Below are 17,847 nucleotides of genomic sequence, written 5' to 3'. Positions count from 1 at the left end.
GCACCCGGCCCGCGTGCGGCGGCGCTGCGCCGCCGACAACGCCGGAAGGGCCTGGACGACACGCAGCTCACCCCATTCGAGTGACATTCCCTCCGGTGGCCCGACCCGGGTCCCTAGTGTTCACCACACAGTTGGTCTACGAAGGGATACCACCATGTACCGCACCGTCCGCACCTTCGCCGTTCTCCTCGCCGCCGTCGGCGCCGTTGCCGTCCCGACCCAGGCCTTCGCCGACGGCGGCGACACCGTCACCGTCACCACCATCACCGTCATCGGCACCGGCAACCAGCTCGCCGGCGGCGACATCTACAACACCGGCGGCGACGCCATCATCGGCGCCTTCAACGCCAACAACGTTTCCTGACTCCCCCACTCTGACCTACGACACCGCCCGCGCCCCCTCCGGCGCGGGCGGTGTCGCGTGCGCCGGGACCTCACGCGGCCGGCACCGGCTTCCGGAGCCGGTGGAGCGTCCGCAGGGCCTCGCGCCGGTACTCGGCCGACCTGAAGTCCCTCCTCCAGCCCGATCAGGTCTCGCGCTGCGGGTGGTACTCCTCCTCGGGCACCCCGAAGGTCCACGCCACCCCGGCCCGGGCGGTGCGGGTGCCGGGCGGGACCCGCAGCCAGTACGTCCGGAAGGTGCCGTCGGGCTCGGCGGTCGAGTTGACCACCTCCACCATCACCACCGGCTCGTCGTCGGGCAGCTGGATCCGCCAGAGCACCCCGGTCCCGTCACGGTGCAGCGGCTCGGCGCCGGAGTCCGCGAGGTACCGCTCGTAGCCGTAGTGCTCCAGCAGGACGCGGCGCAGCTCGGCGTTCTCCTCGGTGCGGATCCGCTCGACGGTGACGGAGCCGAGACCCGCCAGGAACTCGGCCGGGACGGGCATGCCGCGCCACGCGTGCAGGGCGAAGCCGTCGGCGTACGCGACGGCGGGTCCGTCGGCCCGGTCCAGGCGGCCGGCCTCGTCACGGTGCAGTTCGACCGGCCGCTCGCTGATCAGCACCACGTCCTCGTACGGCCACCACCAGCCGACACCGAGCGCCACCTCGGCCAGCGCGGCGATCGCCCCACCGGCGCCGTCCCGGTCCGCCGCACCGCTCGGATCACCCGAATCACCCGAATCGCTCGAATCGGCCGGAGCCGGTCCCAGGACACCGGCCGCTTCGAACGCGGCGAACCACGGTGCGTCGTGCTGGCCGCGGACGGCCTCCAGCAGGGCGAGCCGGGCGGCCGTGCGGCGCTGCAGGGCCGCATCGACCACCTCGTCCGGCTCCTCCTCCGTGTCGGGTTCGGGGGCGAGCCGGTCGAGCACGGCGTTGCGGATCCGGTCGGCCAGCGCGTTCGTCACCGGGCCGAGCTCACCGCCGGTCAGCGCCCAGAGCGGTGCCCAGCCGCCCGCGCCGACCCGCTCGACCGCGCGGCCCCGGACCGCGTCCCACGGCCTGGTCCGGACCGTCTCGCGCACGGTGACCGCGCCGGAGCCGTGCAGCTCCAGCGCCGTCGCCGCAGCCGCCAGCGGCGAGCCGAACCACCGGATGTCGGCCGGTTCCGCCAGCCCCACGGCCCGGTACGCGGCCCGCACGGCCCGCTCGACCCCGTCCCGGTCGGCCGGGCCGGTGGCCGCCGCTCCCGCCCGCCAACGGGCCGTCACCTCGGCCGGTCCGGCCACCCCGCGGTCCACTGCCGTCCGCACCGTCTCCACCGCTTCCGCCGCCGTCATCACACACTCCGATCCCGGGCCGGGCACCCGACCCGGGCACCCCACGTCCGTTCCGTTCCGTTCCGTCGTTCCGTTGCGTTCAGCGCCCTGTACCGCCGTGCACCCCGGGCCCCGCCGAGGTCGCGGGCACCGTGGACCCGGCGGCCCGGTCGCCCGACGGCCGTCAGTCCGCGACGACGCGGACCGATCCCGGCACGTACTCGCGCTGGCGGACCACCCGGTACCAGCCCTTGGGCAGCGGTATCGCCGCGTGCTCCTCGTGCACGACCCGGCCGCCCTCGACGAGGTGCAGCCAGGCCGCGCCGAACGGCCCCGCCTCGCGACGCAGCTCCCCCGGGCCGACCACGGCGTGGGCATGGCCCGTCACCTCGCCCAGCGCGAGGACCAGCCTGCCCCGCGCGTCCCGGGGCTGCGGGGCCAGCGAGCCCACCCGTGTCGGCACCGCCGACTCCTCCACCGGCACGATCAGCACGTCACCCTGGCGGTACATCAGTCCTCCTCGACCGGTCCGACGGACCATCGGAATCCCACGCCCCGGACCTTAGGACAGGGGACTGACAACGGCCGGTCCGGGCCGGGCGCGGGGCCCGCCGGCAGCCGGCGCCGCCGCCGTGACGCGCCCGGTTTCCGCCCCGGCCACCGGATTGTCCGACCCGCCTGGTAGACACTTGTTCGGCCCGCACCGACACCTCCAGGAGCAGCGCATGACGGTCAACAAGCACATCGAGGAGTTCCACGGCCTGCCGGTCTTCGACTTCGTCGCGGCCGTCGACGAGGGCGGCGAGCTGCCGGAGCCCGGCGCGGTGGCCTGGAAGGTCGCCGTCGAGTTCGACGCCTCCACGGGCTGGGTCGAGCGCTGGCAGCAGTTCCTGGACGCCGTCGACACGGGCCGGGTCGGCGCGGTGGTGGTGGGCGAGTGGTCGAAGGACGGACCGGAGAGCTTCGCCGAGCCGCTGGCCGCGATCCTGGGCGCCGCCGACCGGCTGCCGGCGCTGCGCGGCCTGTTCGTCGGGGACATCACGTACGAGGAGAACGAGATCTCCTGGATCGACATGGTCGACGTCACGCCGCTGCTGACGACGTTCCCGCTGCTCACCGAGCTGGTGGTGCGCGGCGCCTCCGGGGAGAGCGTCGACGGGGACGGGGTGTCGCTGAAGCCGGTGCGCCACGAGCACCTGCGAGCGCTGCGCTTCGAGTCGGGCGGGCTCCCGGTCGGGGTGCCGCGGGCGGTGGCGGCGAGCGAGCTGCCCGCGCTGGAGCGGCTGGCGTTCTGGCTCGGCGTGCCGAACTACGGCGGCGACACCGCCCTCGACGACCTCGCGCCGTTCCTCGACGGCACCCGGTTCCCGGCGCTGCGCCACCTCGGCCTCCAGAACAGCGCGATCCAGGACGAGATCGCCGCCGCCGTCGCCCACGCCCCCGTGGTGGCCCGGTTGGAGTCGCTCGACCTCTCGATGGGCGTGCTCACCGACCAGGGCGCCACCGCGCTCCTGGACGGCCAGCCGCTCACCCACCTCAAGACGCTCGACCTCCACCACCACTACCTCACCGACGCGATGCAGCAGCGGCTGCGCGAGGCGCTGCACGGGGTGTCGGTCGACCTCTCCGGGGGCGGCAAGCCCGACGACCAGTGGCGTTACGTGGCGGTCTCCGAGTAGCCCGGCCGCGGAAGGACCACCTCCCCACCACCCGTCAGTCGTACAGCCCAGGGGGGCACCATGATCACCTCTACCAACGAGCAGTTCCACGGTCTGCCGGTCGTCGGGTTCCCCACCGACCGGAGCGGCCCGGACGCCCTCCCGGAGCCCGGCGCCGTCGCGTGGCGGCTGTCGGTGGAGTACGCCGCGGAGGGCGGGTTCGACGCGCTCTGGGCGGACTTCCTGGCCACCGTCGACCCGGCCTCCGTGCGCGCACTGGTCATCGGTACGTGGTGGCCGCACGACCACGAACCGGCTGAGCAGATGCTCGCCGCCCTGGTCGGTGACGCCACGCGGCTCAGCGCGCTGGAGGCGCTCTTCATCGCCGACGTGACGTACGAGGACTGCGAGATCTCCTGGTTGGAGATGTCGGACATCACTCCGGTGGTGACGGCGTTCCCGCAGCTGACCGAGCTGGTGGTGCGCGGCGGCAACGGGCTGCGGCTCAGCCCCGTCCGGCACGACCGCCTGGTGGACCTCCGCTTCGAGGCCGGCGGCCTGTCGGCCGAGCTGGTCCGGGGGGTCGCGGCGAGCGAGCTGCCGGCCCTGGAGGGGCTGGAGCTCTGGCTCGGTGTCGACGACCACGGCGGCAGCTCCGACGTCGACGACCTGACGCCGTTCCTCGACGGCACCCGGCTGCCGGCGCTGCGCCACCTCCGGCTGCAGAACAGCATGTTCCAGGACGAGATCGCCGCCGCCGTCGCCCACGCCCCCGTGGTGGCCCGGTTGAGGACGCTCGGCCTCTCGATGGGGACGCTGACCGACGAGGGCGCGGCCGCGCTCCTGGACGGCCAGCCGCTCACCCACCTCAGGACGCTCGACCTGCACCACCACTACCTCACCGACGCGATGCAGGAACGGATTCGCGCTTCCCTGCCCGGCGTGGCGATCGACCTCTCCGAGCCGGAGGATCCGGACAGCGAGTGGCGCTACGTCGCGGTGGCCGAGTAGGCGGGCGGCGATGACGACCTCCCGCCCCGGGCCCCCGCCTCCGGCCGCGGCCCCCACCGCGCACACGGACACCGCCACGGGCGGCGGCATCGCCACGGGCACGGGCATCGACGCCACGGCTACCCGCCCGGCTGGCACCACCGGCCCCGCCCGGGGCGGCCACCGGCTCCCGGCGTCCGGGCGACTGACCGTGCTCGGCAACCCGGGCCACCGCCGGGTGACGCTGTTCGCCGCCGCCGCACGTGCCGCCGGGCTGCCGGAACCCATCGTGCTGCCCTGGATCGACGTGCTGCACGGTACCCACCGGCTGCCCGGGGGGAGCCTGGTGCGGATCGAGTCGCCCGGCGAGGACGAGGCCGTGGACGCGCTGCTGCGCGGGCCTGCCCTCGGCGACGGCTACGCACCGACCAGGGTCGAGGGCGGAGCGGCCTGGTACGCGCGGGTGACGACCGCACTGCGCGCGCTGGAGCAGGCACCCGGTGTCCGGCTGCTCGGCGACCCTGCGGAGATCGCCGTGATGTTCGACAAGCGGCGCACGCACGCGCTGCTGTCGGCGGCCGGCGTACCGGTGCCCCGGGCGCTCGGCGGCGCCGCCGTCACCGGCTGGGAGGACCTGCGCGAGCGGCTGGCGGTCGCCGGGCTGCGGCGGGTCTTCCTCAAGCCCTCCCACGGCTCCTCCGCCTCGGGGGTGGTGGCGCTGGAGTTCGGCCCCCGCGGCCAGGTGCAGGCGACCACCTCGGTGGAGCTGGCCGGCGGGGAGCTCCACAACTCGCTACAGGTCCGACGCTACCGGGACGAGCCCGTGGTGGCCGAGCTGGTCGACCGGCTCGCCCCGGACGGACTGCACGTCGAGCAGTGGGTCCCGAAGGCCGCCCAGTCGGGCCGCTCCGCCGACCTCCGGGTCGTCGTGATCGCCGGACGGGCCACCCACGTGGTGGTCCGCACCAGCCCGCAGCCGATGACCAACCTGCACCTCGGCGGTTCCCGCGGCAGCCTGGCGCTGGCCCGGGAGGCCGCCGGACCGGCGTGGCCCGCGCTCCTGGAGACGGCGGAGCGGGCGGCCCGGTGCTTCCCGAACTCCCCGATGGTCGGTGTCGACGTGCTTCCCGTCGCCGACTGGCGGCGGGCACTGGTGGGCGAGGTCAACGCCTTCGGTGACCTGCTGCCCAACCTCACCGGTCTGCCCGGCGGCCCGGCCGAGGGCCTGGACACCTACGCCGCCCAGCTCGCCGCCCTCCTCCTGCCCGGCCCCGGGCAGGATCCGACGCACCACCCAGGTACGGAACAGCCCCGATGAACCACCGGACCACCCGGCCCACCGCGCCCACGCCCACCATGCCCGCGCCCGTCGCCCCCGCGCCCGTCGTCGTGCCCGGAGACGCTCCGGCGGGCGGCCCGGACATGAACGCCGTCGTGGGCAGCCACGACCTGCTCCTCGTCACCCTGGACACCCTGCGGTTCGACGTCGCCGAGGAGTTGGCCGCCGCGGGGCGGCTCCCGAACCTGGCCGCCCACCTCCCCGGGGGGCGCTGGGAGAAGCGGCACTCCCCCGGCAGCTTCACCTACGCCTCCCACCAGGCGATCCTGGCCGGGTTCCTGCCGACCCCGGCCTCGCCGGACGGGCCGCACCCGCGTCTGTTCGCCGCCCGGTTCGCCGGCTCCGAGACCACCGCGCCGCTCACCTGGGTGTTCGACGCCGCGGACCTTCCGGGTGCGCTCGGCGCCGCCGGGTACCGGACGGTCTGCATCGGCGGGGTCGGCTTCTTCAACAAACAGGGACCGCTGGGTTCGGTACTGCCCGGCCTCTTCCAGGAGAGCCACTGGGCACCGGAGATGGGAGTCCCCTCGCCCACCTCCTTCGAGGCACAGGTCGCCCGCGCCGAGCAGGTGGCCGCCGAACAGCCCGCCGACCGGCCGCTCTTCCTCTTCCTCAACGTGTCGGCACTGCACCAGCCGAACTGGTTCCACCTGCCCGGCGCCACGCGCGAACACGGCGACAGCCGGGAGAGCCACGCCGCCGCCCTCACCTACGTGGACGCCCACATCGGCCGCCTCTTCGCGGCGATGAGCGCACGACGACCCTGCTTCGCGATCGTCTGCTCCGACCACGGCACGGCCTACGGCGAGGACGGCTACACCGGGCACCGGATCGGCCACGAGGTGGTCTGGACCGTCCCGTACGCGCACTTCACGCTCCCCGCGCACACCGAGGCAGCCGACGCCCGCCTCGACGCCACCGACGCCGCCACCACGGCCGCCACCACCGACGACGACGCCGCCGAGGAGACCGTATGACCACCGCCCCCGCCCGGCCCGCCGGACCGTCGCACCGGGCCTCCCCCGCGACTCCTTCGAGCCCCGTGGCACCCGAATCGCCGTACCGGTCCTACGTCTACGCCTACCCGCACAAGACCGCGTACCGCAGGCTGTCGGACCGCCCCGCGCTGCGTGACCTGTGGGCCGGCGAGCCCCAGCACGCGCTCTCCCTCTACCTCCACATCCCGTTCTGCGAGGTGCGCTGCGGCTTCTGCAACCTCTTCACCCGGATCGGCGGCCCGGACGGCCTGACCACCGCCTACCTGGACGCCCTCGACCGCCAGGCCGACGCCGTCCGCGCGGCGCTCGACGACGGGGCCCGGTTCGCGCTGGCCGCGTTCGGCGGCGGCACCCCCACCTACCTCGACGCGGCGGAGCTGGAACGGCTCTGCGACATCGCCGAGCACCGGATGGGCGCCGACCTGCGGGCGATCCCGCTCTCGGTGGAGGCCTCACCCGCGACCGCCACCGCCGACCGCCTGGAGGTGCTCGCCGCCCGGGGCGCCACCCGGCTCAGTCTGGGCGTGCAGTCCTTCGTCGACGCCGAGGCCCGCTCGGCGGTCCGCCCGCAGAAGCGCGCCGACGTCGAAGCCGCGCTCGGACGGATCCGCGCCGCCGGATTCCCCGTCCTCAACATCGACCTCATCTACGGCATCGACGGTCAGACCGAGGCCAGCTGGCTCCACTCACTGGACGCCGCACTCGTCTGGCAGCCGGAGGAGCTGTACCTCTACCCGCTCTACGTCCGCCCGCTGACCGGTCTGGCCCGACGCGCGGAGCCGGAGAGCACGGCCCAGTGGGACGCCCGGCGGCTCGCGCTCTACCGGGCCGGCCGCGACCACCTGCTCGCCCACGGCTACCAGCAGGTGTCGATGCGGATGTTCCGCCGCGCCGCCTCCCCGCAGGCCGGCAGCGGCGAGTACGCCTGCCAGACCGACGGCATGGTCGGCCTCGGCTGCGGGGCCCGCTCCTACACCTCCCGGCTGCACTACTCCTTCGACTACGCGGTCGACGCCACCGAGGTCCGCCGCATCATCGACGACTACGTCGCCACCGAGGAGTTCCGGCACGCCGTGGTCGGCCGGGCGATGACCCCGGACGAGGCACGGCGGAGGCACCTCGTCCAGTCGCTGCTCCAGGCCGACGGCCTCCCGGTGGCCGAGTACCGGGCCCGGTTCGGCAGCACCCCCGCCGAGGACTTCCCGGTCGAGCTGGCCGACTTCGAGGCCCGCGGCTGGCTCTCCACCGGCGTGGACGCCCCCGGCCGGCTGGCGCTCTCCCCCGAGGGGCTGGCGCACTCGGACGCGGTCGGTCCGATGCTCTTCTCGCCCGAGGTCCGCACGCTGATGGCCGCGTACGAGGCGAAATGACCTTCCTCGGCATGCCCTCCGCCCGCCCGGCGACCGGCCCGACGACCGGCCCCAAGCCCGAGCCGGCGGCCGGGAGTTCAGCAGGGCCGGCGACCGGGCTCGACCTCACCCTCCTCTACCGCGGCCCGCTCTCCTCCTGCGACTACGACTGCCCCTACTGCCCGTTCGCCAAGCGGCGCGACACCCCCGGACAGCTGCGCTCCGACCTCGCCGCGTTGGAGCGGTTCAGCGCCTGGGCCACCGGCCGGGCCGGCACCGGCGACACCCTCTCCGTACTGTTCACCCCCTGGGGCGAGGGGCTGGTCCGGTCCTGGTACCGGCGGACGCTGGTCGAGCTGAGCCGGTTGCCGCACGTCCGACGGGTCGCGATCCAGACCAACCTCAGCTGCCGCACCGGCTGGCTGGCCGAGGCCGACCTCGCCACCCTGGCACTCTGGGTCACCTACCACCCCGGGCAGACGGACCACGACCGCTTCCTCGGCAAGTGCCGTGAACTGGACGCGCTGGGCGTGCGCTACAGCGTCGGCGTGGTCGGGCAGCCCGAGCACCTGGAGGCGGCCCGGCGGCTGCGCGCCGAGCTGTCGCCGGCCGTCTACCTGTGGATCAACGCCGCCGAGGGCCTGACCTACACCGACGCCGAGGCCGCCCGCTGGGCCGCCGTCGATCCGCACTTCGGCTACAGCCGGCACGCCCACCCCAGCGCCGGCCGCCCCTGCCGCACCGGCGAGTCCGTCCTCTCGGTGGACGGCGACGGCACCGTCCGCCGCTGCCACTTCGTCCGTGAGGAGCTCGGCAACCTCTACGACGACTCCTACCGGGCCCGGCTCGGCCCCCGCGCCTGCCCGCTCCCGGTCTGCGACTGCCACATCGGATACGTGCACCTGGAGACCCTGCCGCTGTACGACGTGTTCGCGGGCGGCGTCCTGGAACGCGTGCCGCACGGCTGGTGACCGCGGCCCGCCCGCCGGCCTCGTCAACCGGTCGGCCGGGGGAGTTCGCCGGACACCCCGGGCCGCCGGGGCTCGCCGGACAGCACCGCGTCCTCCCCGACGGAACGCCCCAGGGCGGCCGCGTGCCGGACCGCCGGGTCGGAGCCCTCCGCGGGTCGGGGCGCCGGGTCCTGCACCGTCACGTCCACTCCTCCGGCGGAGGAGGCCGGTGGTGCCCGTCGGGGCCTCCGGGGGCGGGCCGCCCGGCCGCCGTCCACCCTGCTCAGCCGCCGGATCCGCCGCCCGGACGGGGCTGCGCCAGGATGCGCCGGAGCCAGCGGGCGCGGGCGTTCCGGGCGTCCTGGCTGAGCGCCGCCTGCGGAGCGAGGGTGTCGAAGCCGTGGAACGCACCGGGCCAGACGTGGAGTTCGGCCTGGCCGCCGGCCCGCCAGATGGCATCGGCGTAGGCGACGCCCTCGTCCCTGAAGGTCTCGGCCGACCCGACCTCGAGGTAGGCCGGGGGCAGCCCGGAGAGATCGGTGGCGCGGGCGGGAGCCGCGTAGGGCGGCACGTCGGCGGCGCCGCACCGGTCCCCCAGCAGCGCCTGCCACCCGGTCGCGTTGGAGGTTCGGTCCCAGGTGTCGATGCCGGCCATCTGGTGGCCGGAGAAGGTGTCGTTGCGGTCGTCCAGCATCGGGCACAGCAGCAGTTGCCCGATCGGTACGGGCCCGCCCCGGTCGCGCGCGAGGAGGGCGAGCGCGGCAGCCAGCCCGCCGCCGGCGCTCTTGCCCCCGACGACCACGCGGTCCGCGTCGAGGCCCAGTTCGGCCGCGTGCTCGACCGTCCAGGCGAATCCGGCGTAACAGTCCTCCACCGGCCCGGGGTACGGCGTCCGCGGGGCCAGCCGGTACTCGACCGAGACGACGGCCAGCTCCGGCGGGAGGGCCCCTTCACCGAGCAGCGGAGGAAGCACGGACCGGGCGTTGCCCATGACCATCCCGCCGCCGTGCATGTAGTACAGGAACGGCAGCGGCCCGGCGACCCCGGTGGGCCGCACACGCACGAGCGTGATGTCCGGGCCGCCCGGCGCGCCCGGCACACGCAGCTCGTCCACCTCGAAGCGGCCGCCGGCGCCGAGCTCCCGGTCCGTCGGCGCGGGCCGCGCCGCCACGTCCGCCTCCTGCCGGGCCGTCAGGTTCTCCGGGGTCAACGGATCCTTCACCCCGGCTCCCAAAGCCGCCAGGGCCGCGCTCAGTTCGGGATCGAAAGGGGGAGCGCCGCCGGCCTCGGGAGCAGGGCCGGAACGGGACGGCACACCACCGGCGGTCATGACGCGGCGCCCCGTCGAACGAGGGCGGTGCGTCCAGGAAGCGCTCGCGCGTGGTCCATACGGTCCAGTCAACCACCCACCGGGCCGCGCTCACAGTGCGTCGGTCGACGACAACGCCCTTCTCTCGGCGCGAGGAGACCGTCCGCGCGCCGGTTCCCGGCGAGCCCCTGCCGTGCCGGACATCATCCAAAGCCGCCCGTCCGCACGCCGGTTGGCCCGTCCGGTTCCTCGGCCCGATTGTCGGACCCGTGCGGTTCAATTCCTCCGACGCACCGCTACCCCGCCTTGCCCCTGGAGCCCCGACCATGACGCAGGACACCACCCGCCCCGACGCCCCCGACGACTGGGAGGCCGTACTCGCCCACTCCTTCGGCCAGGTCCTCGGCCGACCGCTCTCCGCGCACGACCCCGCCGCCCGCTACGGCGCCTACTTCAGCGGCAACTTCATCCTGGAGAGCGAGCTGGACCGGGATCCGGTCTGGGTGGGCGGGGCCGCGCTGGCGGGGAGGGAACCCGTCGTCACGGCGCACCTGCTGCTCACCCCGCCCGGCGACCTCGACGCCACGGAGCTGGTCTTCGACGCGAGCCGCTCCTATTTCCTGGTCGAGCCGACGAAGTTTCCCGACGCCTTCGCCGACGACCTCGTCGCGTTGTCGCCGTCCTGGACCGGCGCGGTCCTGGGAGCCGACCTGGGTCGGCTGGCGGACCGTCACGGGCTCGACCTCGCCTCGGCCGACCTGCCAGGCGGGGCGTGGAGGCTGTGGGAGGGCCGGATAGCCTCCGCCGACACCCTCCTCGACGCGCTGCGCGCCGCCACGGGCCTCCTGGGCGTCACCGGCCCGGGCGACGTGCCCGCCGGTCTCGGCGACTCAGCCGACGAGGTGGACGGCGAGGCCCACGACCGGATCGCGGCCGTCGAGGACGACCGCCTGCGCGACTACCTGGCGGCCTTCTGCGACCCGGAGTCGCACGACCTCGCCCTCTGCCTCTACGAGATGGAGGAGGAGCAGGACGGCGGGCCGTTGGTGGCCCGCTGGGACGGCTCGGTCGACCAGTACGAGGTCGTCGTCCGGCGGATCGACGCCTGAGGGCGGACCGCAGGCCGCGAGCGGCGGACCCCGGACCTCGCACGGCAAGCCGGTCGACGGGGCCGGAGGCGCGCCCGGTCGACGAGGCAGGCTCCTCCTATCCCGGCAAGGAATCCCTCCGGTCCGAGGACTGTGACTGCTTCTTCGGCCGGGAGGAGTTCGTCGAACACCTGGCCGCCATGGTGTCCGCGCCCGGCCGAACCGGCACACCGGGTGCCAACTCGGCTATTAAGTGGGCTGGTTGACGGACGGAACCGGTGAATCCGGCGGCACGCCCGACCGATCGGCAGCGGAGCCGCCCGCGCCCACCGCCGGGAGGCCCCGGTGACCGAGCGCGCCGTCAGCGGGCCCGGCCACCGGGGAGCCGTGTTCCGGCGCTCCCCGTGTCGCCGGGGTTCAGGCGCGTCGGCGGCGGGCCAGCCAGAGGGCGCCGCCGCCGATCACGGACAGGCCGCCGGCCGTGCCCAGGAGAGCCGCGGACCCGTCGGAACCGGTGCTGGCGAGCTCACCTCCGACCGGGGCGGCCACCGCCACCGGGGCCACCGCCACCGGGACCGCCGGGGCCGGGGCGACAGCACGGACCGGGGCCGGGGAACTCGTGGCGGACGGGACGGCCGCCGCAGGAGTGGCGCTGCTGGTCGCCGGGGCCGGAGCGGTCGGCACGGGCTTGGTCGGCACGGGCTTGGTCGGCACGGGCGTGGCCGTCGCAGTGGCGGTGGCCGTGGCCGTGGCCGTGGCCGTGGCGGTGGCGGTCGGCTCGGGTGAGGCGGTCGCCTTCGGGGCGGTGATCTCCACGACGGCGCCCCGGACGCACATGGTCGTCCCCTGGAACGGCTGGGCCGCAGGCTCGTTGACGAAGGTGCAGGGGGTCAGCGGGGTCGCACCGACCGGGGTGGTCGCGTCGTAGGACACCCGGACGCGGGTGGTCGTCGTGGCACCCGCGCCGATACCGGAGTCACGGCCCTCCAGGTAGACACCCGGCTTCCCGTCGGGGTCGCTCCCGCGGACCGGCGCCAGGGTGTTCCAGGAACCGTCGGCCCGGCGGACCTGGACGGTGGCGTGCGGGTCGGTGAACAGGACGCGGCCGAGGTTGGCGTACGCGGAGGGGGTGGGGTTGGCCAGGACGGCGTCGAACTCGATCGGCTCGCCGCCCGCGACGGCCGTGGCCGCCGCCGGGCCCAGCGAGGCGGAGATCGAGTCGACGCCGATCGTCCGGGTCTCCTGGGCCAGCGCGACCCAGGACCCGTCGAGGGCGGCCACCGCGGAACGCAGGTCCATCGACCGGAACCCGCCGTTGCTGTACCCGTTGTGGGGCCGGCCCATGGGGGCCCCGATGCGCAGCCGGACGGTGGCGGTGGCCCCGGGCGCGACGGTCAGGTCGCCGGGGAGCGTGCCCTGGTAGCCGACCCGCCCGCCCGTGGTGCCGGTCTCCAGCGGTACGGGCTTCCAGGCGCCGTCGGCCGGGTCCCGGTAGTCGATGGTGATGGCGTCCGGGGTCGGCGTGCCCGCCTCGCTGGTGGTGCTCAGGGACAGGCCGTACGAGGTGGTCTCGGTGCCCGTGTTGGTGACGGTCTCGGTGAACTCGACCGGCTGGCCCGCGAAGCCGACCGAGGCCGGGGGCTGAACGGTGAGGACGGCCGACGGCGGCGCGTCGGCGAACGCCGCGGGCGCCGACAGCAGGACCGGCCCGGCGGCCAGGACGGTTCCCAGGACGACGGCGGTGGCGGTGCGCACGACGGAGCGGCGCAGGCGGTGCGGGAGACGGACGGCGGAGAGCATGGCAGGGTCCTCTGGTTTCCGGCTGCGGGCAGGCGTCAGCAGCGATCGGCGGTGCGGGTGGGTGTTCCACGGGTGCGCGGCTGCGCCGGCCGGCCCCGGGTGGCGGTGCTTCGGGTGCGGGCCCGCGCTCGGCCCGAACCCTCACCGAGGCGGCTTCCCGCCTCTCATCCGTACAGACGTGTGGCGGCGCCCCGGGTTGCAGGTCGGTTGCGAGGAATTTTCCGGGCCTCCTCGGACGCCCCCTCGGCCGCTGTCCCCGGCCACCGTCCCGGGCACTGCGCCGGCCCGCCCCGACGGCGCGGACGGCCGCCCGCGGCGCCGACCGGCGATGTCAGTGGCACAGGTCAGGATGGCCACATGACAGACGCAGTGCTCTCCCCCGCCGACTACGCCACCGCCGTCCGGACGGCCCTCCACGCCTCCGCCGCGTACTACACGGACGGCTCGACACCGCTCGGCGACGACGAGTACGACGCACTGCTCCGCGCCGTCGCCGCGTTCGAGGACGCACACCCCGACCAGGCCCTGCCGGAGTCCCCCACCGGGAAGGTCGCCGGCGGCGCGGTCGGCGGCGACGTCCCGCACAGCGTGCCGATGCTGTCCCTCGACAACGTCTTCACCGCGGAGGAACTCGCGGACTGGGCGGCCGGGCTGGAGCGCCGCCTCGGCCACCCCGTCGACGGCTGGTGCGTGGAGCCCAAGCTGGACGGGCTCGCGGTCGCCGCCCGCTACCGCGCCGGCCGCCTGCACCGGATCCTCACCCGTGGAGACGGCCTCGCCGGGGAGGACATCTCCCATGCCGCCGGCGCGATCCTCGGTCTGCCCGCCGAACTCGCGGCCCCCGTCGACGTCGAACTGCGCGGTGAGGTCCTGCTCACCGCCGAGCAGTTCGAGCACGCCAACACGGTCCGGACCGCACACGGCGCGACGCCGTTCGCCAACCCCCGCAACGGCGCCGCGGGCACCCTGCGGGCCAAGGACCGCCCCTACCGCGTCGAGCTGACCTTCTTCGCCTACGACGCCCTCGGCCCCGGCCTCGGCGAGGAGCTCACCCACAGCGCCCTCCTGGAGCGACTGGCGGCCCTCGGCGCCAACACCGCGGCCTCCACCGCCGTCGGCCCCGCCCGCTGTGCCACGATCGAGGAGGTCCAGCGGCGCGTCGAGGAGATCGCCGCCCTGCGCGCCGCCCTGCCGTTCGGCATCGACGGCATCGTGGTCAAGGCCGACTCCCCCGCCGACCGGGCCCTGGCCGGTTCCGGCTCGCGCGCCCCGCGCTGGGCGATCGCCCGCAAACTCCCCGCCCAGCACAGCGTCACGCGTCTGCTGGAGGTCGAGTGGAACGTCGGCCGCACCGGCATCATCGCCCCGCGCGCCGTTCTCGAACCCGTCGTCATCGACGGCGTCACCGTCACCTACGCGACCCTCCACAACCCCGCCGACATCACCCGCCGCGACCTGATGATCGGCGACCGCGTCTTCGTCTACCGCGCGGGCGACGTCATTCCCCGCGTCGAGGCGCCGCTCGTGGACGAGCGCACGGGAGACGAGAAGCCGATCGTCTTCCCGGAGAGCTGCCCGCGCTGCGGCGACGCGATCGACACCACCGAGCAGCGCTGGCGCTGCGCACGCGGCCGCAACTGCCAGGCGGTCGCCTCGATCCGCTACGCCGCAGGCCGTGACCAGCTGGACATCGAGGGCCTCGGCGGCACCCGCGCCGTCCAGCTCGTCGAAGCCGGGCTCGTCACCGACGTGGCGGACCTGTTCGCCCTGACCCGCGAGCAGTTCCTCGGTCTGGAACGCATGGGCGACACCAGCACCGACAACCTCCTCGCCGCCATCGAGACCGCCCGGGCCCGCCCGCTCAACCGCGTCTTCTGCGCCCTGGGAGTGAGAGGCACCGGACGCACCATGTCCCGGCGCATCGCCGCCCACTTCGGGTCGATGGCCGCCATCCGCAGTGCGGACGCCGAGACCCTGGCCACCGTCGACGGCATCGGCCCGGAGAAGGCCCGGGTGATCGTCGCCGAGCTCGTCGAACTCGCGCCCGTCCTGGACAAGCTGATCGCGCAGAACGTCGGCACCGCGACGACCGAGCCGGTGCGGGCCGCCGCGGCCACGGCGCAGACGGAGGGAACGGAGGGAACCGAGGGGACGCAGGGGACGCAGGGCGAAGGACCGCTGGCGGGCGAGGCCGTCGTCGTGACGGGAAGCATGACCGGGCCCCTCACCGCGCTGTCCCGGAACGAGATGAACGAGTTGATCGAACGGGCGGGAGGCAAGGCGTCCTCGTCCGTGTCCAAGCGCACCACGCTGCTGGTCGCCGGAGGGAAGGCCGGCTCCAAGCTGGCCAAGGCCGAGGAGCTCGGCATCCGCGTCCTCTCGCCCGAGGACTTCGCCGCCCTGGTCGCCGACTTCCTCACCGCCGGATGACGGGCGTGGCCGACCGTGACGGGTGAACGGGCGCGGGGAGGTGGAGCACCGTGTCTCTCCTCCCCGCGCCCCCTCCACCCGGCCGCCCGAGGGCCGGCCGGCGGACGGAGAGCGCCTGCGTGTCCGGTGCGGCGGGTGGCAATTCGTTTGCGGAGCAGCCCGACGACGTGACAGCCTCGCCGCGTTCCGCCCACCCACGGCGGGATCCACCCGTTTCCGGAAAGGGCTGCTCATGACAGGCTGCGCGGTGCCCGGCATGGTGCTCGGCGACTCCACGGTCCGCACTTCGACCGGGGAGCCGCGCCCGTCCTGACCTGCTGTCAGCTCCCCCTCCTCGTCGAAGTGCTCTTCGTGCCCATCCGCACGTTCGACCACGAGGAGTACCGGTGTCCGAGCTCGACCGGACCGACACCCCCGGCGTCATCACCGGCGCCGCCCTGCCCGCCCTGCCCGCCCTGCCCGCCGGTTGGCATTCCGAGAACGGTGCGCCGCCGCCCGGCGGAGTGATCGTCGCCGACGACCGGCTGCGGGCCGACGCCGCCCACGCGTGGGCGGTGCGCGGTACCGCCGTGCTCTGGCAGGGCGACTACCACGGGGCCCGCCAGCTGTGTTCCGCCCTGGCTCGCCGGGCCGGCGCCGACCCGCACCGCCCGCAGGTGCCCGGCGGTACGGCGCCGACCACCGCGGCCGAGGCCTTCCGGCTCCACCGGGAGGAACGCGCCCGGACCGCCCGGGTGGCCGGCTCGCTCCTGGTGCTGCTGGAAGCCGATCACTCACTCCGTCTGCGACGCGCGCCGGATGTGCGCAGGGCCTGCCGCGAGGCCTACGGCCCGCCGGACGGACCCAGGGTCGTCGCGCTGCGCGAGCTGCTCGGCGTCCTCGGCGCGCAGCAGTGGCGCGAGCGGGGCGTGGACGTGCCCGCGCTCGGCGCACGCATCCACCCGCACTACGGCGTGTTCTCCCCCGTCCGCGGCGAGTACGTCGACCTGGTCGCCCGTGCTCCGCTGCCCTCCGCCGTCCGTGCTGCGGGCCCCGGTCACGGCACGGCGTTCGACCTCGGTACCGGCAGCGGGGTCCTGGCGGCCGTGCTGGCCCGGCGCGGGATCGGCCGGGTGCTCGCCACCGACGTCAACCCGCGCGCGCTCGCCTGCGCGTTCGACAACGCGCACCGGCTCGGGCTCGCCGACCGCGTCCGGCCGGTCGGCACCGGCCTCTACCCACCCGGGGGTGAACGGGCCGGCCTGGTGGTCTGCAACCCGCCCTGGCTGCCCGCCCGGCAGAGCTCTCCCCTCGACCAGGGTGTCTACGATCCCGACGGGCGCATGCTGACCGGATTCCTCGACGGCCTGGCGGACCGGCTCGTACCCTGCGGGGAGGGCTGGCTGATCCTCTCCGACCTCGCCGAGCACCTGGGCCTGCGCTCCCGTGACGAGTTGAACGCGGCGTTCGCCAAGGCCGGTCTGCGTGTCCTCGGCCGTCTCGACACCCGCCCCCGCCACCGCCGGGCCGTCGAGGCCGCCCGCGCCGCCGGGGCCACCGAGCCCACCGGGACCGCCCGGGGCTCCGGCGGCACCCGGGCGCGCGACCCGCTCCGGGCCGCCCGCGCCGCCGAGGTGACCTCCCTCTGGCGTCTCGGCGCATCGTGACCGGCGGTCGTCGACCGCTCGCGCCCCGGGGTCACGGCCGCGCCGAAGCCGGGGGCGGAGGTCGGGGCGGAGGCAGGGGCCGGACGTCCACGGTGCCGGGGCGGCCGGGACCTCGCCGCACGACCGGGTGGCCGTGCCGGGTCGGAGAACTAGCCTGGTGGTAGTAGGAGGCGATGGACATGCTTGGAAACGCACCGCTGATCCCCATCATCCCGGCGGCCGACCTGGACCGGGCGAAGCGCTACTACACCGAAACCCTCGGCGTGAAGCTCAGCGAGGAAGGCTCGCACGACGTCACATTCGAGTGCGGCGGCACGGAGTTCGGCCTCTACGAGACCCCGACCGCCGGGCAGGCCGCGCACACCCTGGCCAGTTTCAAGGTCGCGGACCTCGATGCCGAGATGTCGACGCTGCGCAGCCGCGGCGTCACGTTCGAGGAGTACGACCTGCCGGGGCTGAAGACGGTCGACGGCGTGGTGGAGGCCGACGGCATGCGCGCCGCCTGGTTCAAGGACAGCGAAGGAAACATCCTCTGCGTGAACGAGCGGACGTGAAGCGGGCCGACGCAGGGCGGGCCGACGCAGGGCGGG

The 17,847-nt window shown here is 74.9% G+C and carries 16 protein-coding genes; 11 read left to right on the top strand and 5 right to left on the bottom strand.

Annotation, left to right across the window (positions count from 1 at the left end; genetic code table 11):
- Positions 1–154: 154 nt before the first annotated feature.
- A complete protein-coding gene (locus tag ACFWOG_RS01720) occupies positions 155–364 on the top strand; it encodes a hypothetical protein (RefSeq protein ID WP_329881113.1) in 210 nt (69 codons plus the stop codon).
- Positions 365–527: 163 nt separating this feature from the next.
- Here the strand turns inward: ACFWOG_RS01720 and ACFWOG_RS01715 are convergent, their stop codons facing one another.
- Positions 528–1,721: a DUF6745 domain-containing protein gene (locus ACFWOG_RS01715; protein ID WP_380353697.1), complete on the bottom strand. Its 1,194-nt coding sequence runs from the start codon at positions 1,719–1,721 to the stop codon at positions 528–530.
- A gap of 163 nt (positions 1,722–1,884) precedes the next feature.
- Positions 1,885–2,211 carry a hypothetical protein gene (locus ACFWOG_RS01710; protein ID WP_329881116.1) on the bottom strand — a complete coding sequence of 109 codons (327 nt, stop codon included), beginning with the start codon at positions 2,209–2,211 and terminating at the stop codon, positions 1,885–1,887.
- 214 nt (positions 2,212–2,425) lie between these two features.
- Here ACFWOG_RS01710 and ACFWOG_RS01705 point away from each other — a divergent pair, with 214 nt between their 5' ends.
- The 6 genes from ACFWOG_RS01705 to ACFWOG_RS01680 all read left to right on the top strand — a co-directional run bounded on the left by ACFWOG_RS01705 (position 2,426) and on the right by ACFWOG_RS01680 (position 9,005).
- Positions 2,426–3,379 (top strand): STM4015 family protein, encoded by a 954-nt coding sequence (locus ACFWOG_RS01705; RefSeq protein ID WP_380353694.1) that lies wholly within the window; start codon positions 2,426–2,428, stop codon positions 3,377–3,379.
- A gap of 60 nt (positions 3,380–3,439) precedes the next feature.
- On the top strand, positions 3,440–4,369 hold the full coding sequence (locus ACFWOG_RS01700) for an STM4015 family protein (RefSeq protein ID WP_380353691.1): 930 nt from the start codon (positions 3,440–3,442) through the stop codon (positions 4,367–4,369).
- 10 nt (positions 4,370–4,379) lie between these two features.
- The gene (locus ACFWOG_RS01695; RefSeq protein WP_380353690.1) at positions 4,380–5,666 is read left to right on the top strand and encodes an STM4014 family protein; all 1,287 of its coding nucleotides are present in this window, start codon (positions 4,380–4,382) and stop codon (positions 5,664–5,666) included.
- Between the two features lie 104 nt (positions 5,667–5,770).
- On the top strand, positions 5,771–6,664 hold the full coding sequence (locus ACFWOG_RS01690; RefSeq protein ID WP_380353801.1) for an STM4013/SEN3800 family hydrolase: 894 nt from the start codon (positions 5,771–5,773) through the stop codon (positions 6,662–6,664).
- Positions 6,661–8,055 carry an STM4012 family radical SAM protein gene (locus ACFWOG_RS01685; protein WP_380353687.1) on the top strand — a complete coding sequence of 465 codons (1,395 nt, stop codon included), beginning with the start codon at positions 6,661–6,663 and terminating at the stop codon, positions 8,053–8,055. Before ACFWOG_RS01690 ends, ACFWOG_RS01685 begins: the two co-directional genes overlap by 4 nt.
- A gap of 11 nt (positions 8,056–8,066) precedes the next feature.
- Positions 8,067–9,005: an STM4011 family radical SAM protein gene (locus ACFWOG_RS01680; RefSeq protein WP_380353684.1), complete on the top strand. Its 939-nt coding sequence runs from the start codon at positions 8,067–8,069 to the stop codon at positions 9,003–9,005.
- Positions 9,006–9,028: 23 nt separating this feature from the next.
- Here ACFWOG_RS01680 and ACFWOG_RS01675 read toward each other — a convergent pair whose 3' ends face one another.
- Positions 9,029–9,187, bottom strand: a complete 159-nt coding sequence (locus ACFWOG_RS01675; RefSeq protein ID WP_380353681.1) for a hypothetical protein — start codon at positions 9,185–9,187, stop codon at positions 9,029–9,031.
- 80 nt (positions 9,188–9,267) lie between these two features.
- A complete protein-coding gene (locus ACFWOG_RS01670) occupies positions 9,268–10,314 on the bottom strand; it encodes an alpha/beta hydrolase (protein ID WP_380353679.1) in 1,047 nt (348 codons plus the stop codon).
- A 305-nt stretch (positions 10,315–10,619) separates the two neighbouring features.
- On the opposite strand from ACFWOG_RS01670, the gene ACFWOG_RS01665 reads away from it, so the two are divergent.
- On the top strand, positions 10,620–11,402 hold the full coding sequence (locus ACFWOG_RS01665; RefSeq protein ID WP_380353676.1) for a hypothetical protein: 783 nt from the start codon (positions 10,620–10,622) through the stop codon (positions 11,400–11,402).
- Positions 11,403–11,798: 396 nt separating this feature from the next.
- On the opposite strand, the gene ACFWOG_RS01660 is transcribed toward ACFWOG_RS01665, so the two are convergent.
- On the bottom strand, positions 11,799–13,181 hold the full coding sequence (locus tag ACFWOG_RS01660; RefSeq protein WP_380353673.1) for an LPXTG cell wall anchor domain-containing protein: 1,383 nt from the start codon (positions 13,179–13,181) through the stop codon (positions 11,799–11,801).
- Positions 13,182–13,538: 357 nt separating this feature from the next.
- Between ACFWOG_RS01660 and ligA the strand changes: the two genes are divergently transcribed.
- The 3 genes from ligA (at position 13,539) to ACFWOG_RS01645 (ending at position 17,811) form a co-directional block, all read left to right on the top strand.
- Positions 13,539–15,611: an NAD-dependent DNA ligase LigA gene (ligA, locus tag ACFWOG_RS01655; RefSeq protein WP_380353670.1), complete on the top strand. Its 2,073-nt coding sequence runs from the start codon at positions 13,539–13,541 to the stop codon at positions 15,609–15,611.
- A 422-nt stretch (positions 15,612–16,033) separates the two neighbouring features.
- Positions 16,034–17,257: a methyltransferase gene (locus ACFWOG_RS01650; protein WP_380353798.1), complete on the top strand. Its 1,224-nt coding sequence runs from the start codon at positions 16,034–16,036 to the stop codon at positions 17,255–17,257.
- Between the two features lie 179 nt (positions 17,258–17,436).
- Complete coding sequence (locus tag ACFWOG_RS01645) at positions 17,437–17,811, top strand: VOC family protein (protein ID WP_329881126.1); 375 nt, start codon at positions 17,437–17,439, stop codon at positions 17,809–17,811.
- Positions 17,812–17,847: the final 36 nt, after the last annotated feature.

This window comes from Kitasatospora sp. NPDC058406, assembly GCF_042722765.1.
Lineage (GTDB): Bacteria > Actinomycetota > Actinomycetes > Streptomycetales > Streptomycetaceae > Kitasatospora.
The sequence above is the reverse complement of the archived record's forward strand: the minus strand, read 5'-3'. Positions and strand labels throughout refer to the sequence as shown.